Annotated in this window: 5 protein-coding genes; all 5 read right to left on the bottom strand. The window is 51.6% G+C overall.

The features are described 5' to 3' along the window. Window positions 1-116 precede the first annotated feature (116 nt). Entirely contained in the window at window positions 117-836 is a 720-nt protein-coding gene (locus ACTHUT_RS13775; RefSeq protein ID WP_440418905.1) for a cell division protein FtsQ/DivIB, read from the bottom strand. Then, window positions 826-1,740, bottom strand: a complete 915-nt coding sequence (locus tag ACTHUT_RS13770; RefSeq protein ID WP_049328387.1) for a D-alanine--D-alanine ligase — start codon at window positions 1,738-1,740, stop codon at window positions 826-828. The genes ACTHUT_RS13775 and ACTHUT_RS13770 overlap by 11 nt, the downstream gene beginning before the upstream one ends. A gap of 87 nt (window positions 1,741-1,827) precedes the next feature. Beyond that, window positions 1,828-3,237 (bottom strand): UDP-N-acetylmuramate--L-alanine ligase, encoded by a 1,410-nt coding sequence (gene murC / locus ACTHUT_RS13765; RefSeq protein ID WP_250601349.1) that lies wholly within the window; start codon window positions 3,235-3,237, stop codon window positions 1,828-1,830. A gap of 254 nt (window positions 3,238-3,491) precedes the next feature. Further along, window positions 3,492-4,319, bottom strand: a complete 828-nt coding sequence (locus ACTHUT_RS13760) for a class I SAM-dependent methyltransferase (protein ID WP_440418904.1) — start codon at window positions 4,317-4,319, stop codon at window positions 3,492-3,494. Window positions 4,320-4,453: 134 nt separating this feature from the next. Then, the coding region (locus tag ACTHUT_RS13755; RefSeq protein WP_440418903.1) for a glycosyltransferase at window positions 4,454-5,043 on the bottom strand (590 nt) is incomplete at its 5' end.

The raw sequence follows: 5,043 nt of genomic DNA, 5'->3' as shown, positions 1-5,043 counted from the left end.
AATGTCTAAGGCACTGATATATTTATTTTGTTGTTGTTCCATAATTGCTCGTTCGCTATGTTGTCTGACTGACGGTTTGATTATTTTTGAAACAAGATTGCTTCACGTCTAATCGGCTATTCACTGTTGGAAGGGTTTTCAGACGGCCGGTAACGGACTGAAAAACCATCCTTATAACGCATATCGACATACTCGATACGGCTTTGTTTTTCACGCAGCAACGATGGCCAAATCTGGGCAAACTGCTGCAAACGTTTGATTTCGTTTTCACGCCCCAATCGCACGGTAATGCCGTTGTTCAATACAAGCAGCCATGCCGAACGCGGCGTGTAGATCAATTCTTTGATGGTCAGTTTCAACGGGCTCAAAATTCCGGAAAAGTCCGCATAATGTTTGACCATGTCTTTGCCTGTCCCCTGCTGCCCTTCAAATATAGGCAGGTCCTGTTTCAGGCTTGCGGCAAACACATTGCCCTTACTGTCCACCAAGCCGCCAGCGCGCCAGTGTGCAACCGGCACACGCTCGGTCAGGATAATTTCCACGGTTTCCGGAAAACGACGGCGTACCATTGCCGAGTCAATCCAAGGCAACTCCTGAAAAGCGGCCTGCGCTGAATCAATATCGGCGCGGAACATATTACCCCTGATATGCTCTCGTGCAACAGTTTGCAATTCTTTGTTGGAAGCATATTTCAGCTTACCCTGAATGGCAATCTGTTTCACAGGGAAATATTTTGAATTGTAAAGCCAAGCTATGCCCGAACCTATCAGTAGAAAGGTCATCAGCACCAATAGCCGGCGGGTCAGCCGACCCAGTGCGCCTGCATCATCCCACATGAGCGGTCTTCAAAATCTCAATACATAAATCAGCAAAATCCACGCCGGTATGGCCTGCAGATTTTGGCACCAAACTATGGCTGGTCATACCAGGCAAGGTATTGATTTCCAAGAGATACAATTTACCGTCCGTATCTTTCAGAAAGTCCACGCGCGAACAGCCGTCCGCACCAATCGCCTGCGCACCACGCACAGCCAGTTCGCGCATCAGGTTTTCCTCCGCCTCGCTCAAATCTTCCGATGGGCATTGATAAACCGTATCGTCGCGGTTGTATTTAGCTTCGTAGTCGTAAAACTCGGTAGCCGGAATAATATGAATGCTCGGTAGGCCTTTGCCGTTCAATACCGGGCAAGAATACTCGCCGCCGCCGATAAAGCGTTCGGCAATGATTTCACCCTGCAAGTGTTTCAATTCTTCGTAAACGCTTTTCAGACGGCCTTTTTCTTTTACTTTTACCACGCCGACGCTACTGCCTTCTGAGGCAGGTTTCACAAACATCGGCAGGCCCAATTTTTCTTCAACGGCATCAAAGTCGCTGTCGTCATGCAATACGACAAACTCAGGAACAGGCAAGCCCACAGCCTGCCAAATCAGTTTGCAGCGGTATTTATCCATACCCAGCGCAGAAGCAGCCACCCCGCTACCGGTGTAAGGAATACCCATCAGTTCCAACGCGCCTTGAATCGCGCCATCTTCGCCAAAAGTGCCGTGCAGAATATTGAAGGCCGTCTGAAAACCTTGTGTTTTCAATTCAGATAACGGGGTTTCTTTGGGGTCGAACGCATGGGCATCGACGCCTTTGCTTTTCAAGGCTGCCAAAATAGCGGCGCCGCTGTCCAGCGAAACTTCGCGCTCGCTGGAGAAGCCACCCATCAACACGGCCACTTTGCCAAAATTCTGCATAATTTCCACTTTCTTAAATACTGATACAGGCCGTCTGAATATTGTTCAGACGACCTATCTGTCCTCAAAGGCCAATATGCCTGTTTATTATGATTGTTTCGACAATTCCACCAATGCAGACGGAACGCGGTTAATGCTGCCGGCACCCATATTCAGAACGACATCGCCGTCTTGCAAAACATTCATCAGCATTTGCGGCAAATCAGCAACGTTTTCGCAGTAAATCGGCTCAAGTTTGCCCAATACGCGGATGGCACGGGCAAGGGCGCGGGAGTCGGCGGCGGCAATCGGCTCTTCGCCTGCGGCATAAACTTCGGTCAACACCAGCGCATCAACGGTATTGAGGACTTTGGTAAAGTCTTCAAACAAATCGCGTGTACGGGTATAACGGTGCGGTTGGAAAGCCAATACCAAGCGTTTTTCAGGGTATGCACCGCGCGCAGCGGAAAGGGTTGCCGCCATTTCGACAGGATGGTGGCCATAATCGTCCACCAGCAAAGCAGTGCCGCCGTTTGGCAATTTGATGTCGCCATATTTTTGGAAGCGGCGGCCGACACCTTCAAAGCCAAGCAAGCCTTTTTGGATCGCTTCAACCGATGCGCCAACTTCCAGCGCAACTCCGATAGCCGCCAACGCATTGAGGACGTTGTGGCGGCCGGGCATATTCAAAACAACTTCAAACGGCTCTTGCTCATGTCCTTTCATTTGGACATGAACGGTAAATTTCATTTGCGCACCGATGTTTTCGATGTCGGTCGCGTAAATATCGGCATTATCGTCCAAGCCGTAAGTCGCGTAAGGCTTGCTCACTTTGGGCAAAATCGCGCGGACGTGTTCGCTGTCAATACACAAGAAGGCCTTACCGTAAAACGGCATACGGTGGATGAAATCAACAAACGCCTGATGCAGCTTCTCAACACTGTGGCCGTAAGTGTCCATATGGTCTTCGTCGATATTGGTCACAACGGACATAATCGGAGTCAGGTACAGGAAAGAGGCATCGGACTCGTCGGCTTCGGCGACGATGTATTCGCCTTTGCCCAAACGGGCATTGGTACCTGCGGCATTGAGTTTGCCGCCGATCACGAAAGTGGGGTCGAGACCTGCCGCACCGAGGATGGAGGCGGTCAGACTGGTGGTCGTGGTTTTGCCGTGCGTACCGGCAATGGCGATGCCGTCACGGAAGCGCATCAGTTCCGCCAGCATCAGGGCGCGGGGAATGACGGGGATTTGCTGCTCCAGCGCGGCGACGACTTCGGGATTGTCTTTTTTGACGGCGGTAGAGGTAACGACGACATCCGCACCGTTGACGTGTTCGGCGGTATGACCGGGATAAACTTGAATACCCAAGCTGCTCAAATGCTCGGTAACGGCATTGCGCGCCTGATCCGAACCGGAAACTTTAAAGCCCAAATTGTGTAAAACTTCGGCGATACCGCTCATGCCGACGCCGCCGATACCGACAAAATGGATGTTGGTGACTCGATTTTTCATCATAATGTTGCGTTCCGGTGGATTTTCGATGCGTAAAGGCGTTATTTTAAAGGGCTATCCGCTTCTGCGCCATAGTTTTCTTGTAAATTAAAGATGTTTTGGCATACAGGATTTCACATTGGTTGCAATATGGGTGAAAAAGAGGTTTCGTTCCGCGGCAAATTACCCATTTTTAAACTCAACTTCATCTACCAAAACACCAGCAAAAACAAAACATAAGGTCGTCTGAAAACCTTTTTCAGACGACCTCGCGCTTATCAATTTGACGGCACCTGTATCCTCATCAAGCGCATATCCAGTTTGCGCCGTCCCCATGCGGTCGCATACACAAGGCGCAAGAGCCACGGATAACGTGGTTTGCAGACGCTGCTCAAGCCCGCTTCTTCGATGATTTCCACACCCGGTATCAGCCGTCGGATGTCGTCCGCTCCGCTTATTGCCCAGCGGAACTCGGGCGGCTTGTCCATTTTGCCGAGCGCGTCGTGGCGTTTGCTTTGTCCGATGTAGGCCTTGGGGATAGTGTCGAAGGCAAGTTGGGCGTGCGGCAGACGGCGGGCAACCTGTTTAAAAAAGTCCTGCACCTGCGCCTCTTCGAAATACATCAACACGCCTTCGATCACGAGCAACACGGGTTTGCCGTGCGCGGCAACGGTGTTCATCCACGCTTCATCAAACATGGATGTACCCAGATAATGATTGTCCGATTCAGGCAGCAGCATACGCCGCACTTCAATCACTTCGGGCAAATCCAAATCATACCAAGCGGTAATTCGCGGCTTGCCCAAGCGTTCGTAACGCGCATCCAGCCCCGCGCCGATTTGCACGACAACGGCATCGGGATGTTCGGCGATAAAGTGCCGGGTCATATCGTCCAACAGCTTCGCCCGCCCGCAGCAGCCGACCTGCGATGCTTTGGCTTTGGCAAACTTGCCGAAGTCGTAGTCAATCTTGTCCAACATCCGCACGGCTTCATCATCGCGCAAAAGCGGCTGCGCCCTACCCTGCTCTACTGCCTTCGCCCACAGGGGGATCAGCATGGTACTGGATAGTGCGGAAACGGTTTTGGGAGAGATTTTTTCGGACATGGTAGCTTCCAATGAGAAAAATTCCTATTTACATCATACTCCCGCACAATAAGGCTGCCAAGTTGCAAAAAGGTCGTCTGAAACCGATTTCTTGGTTTTCAGACGACCTCTGTTTCATTCATCACATCATGTCATCATGCTGTACACGCGATGGCGGCTTCCGCCACGTCGTCCGCGCTGTGCGGCAATGCCAATGTGCGGGCGTTTTCCGCCCATTTGAGGCATTTTTCACGGTTTAATCCACCGAGGATTTCGGCCAGTTTTTCTGCCGTCAGTTGAGTTTGCGGCAGCAGCAAACCAGCTTCGGCCTGCACCATAAAGCGCGCATTAGCTGTTTGATGGTCGTCTACCGCGTGCGGATACGGCACCAGCAATGCACCCAAACCGGCAGCCGTCAGCTCGGCAATCGTCAGCGCGCCGGCACGGCAAATCACCAAATCGGCATCACGGTAGGCGGATACCATATCGGTAATAAATTCAACACACTCGGCTTGCACACCCAATGCATCGTAATCCGCCTGCAGGTTGCCCAATTTATTGCGGCCGGACTGATGATACATTTGCGGACGAGCAGCCTCAGGCAACAATGCCAAAGCCTGCGGAACGGTTTTGTTCAACACATCCGCACCCAAACTGCCGCCCACCACCAAAACTTTCAGACGGCCTTGACGGTTTTCAAAGCGTTCTTCAGGAACAGGCAATGCCGCAATATCGGCACGGACAG

The organism is Neisseria sp. P0022.S010 (genome assembly GCF_051956635.1).
The sequence above is the reverse complement of the archived record's forward strand: the minus strand, read 5'-3'. Positions and strand labels throughout refer to the sequence as shown.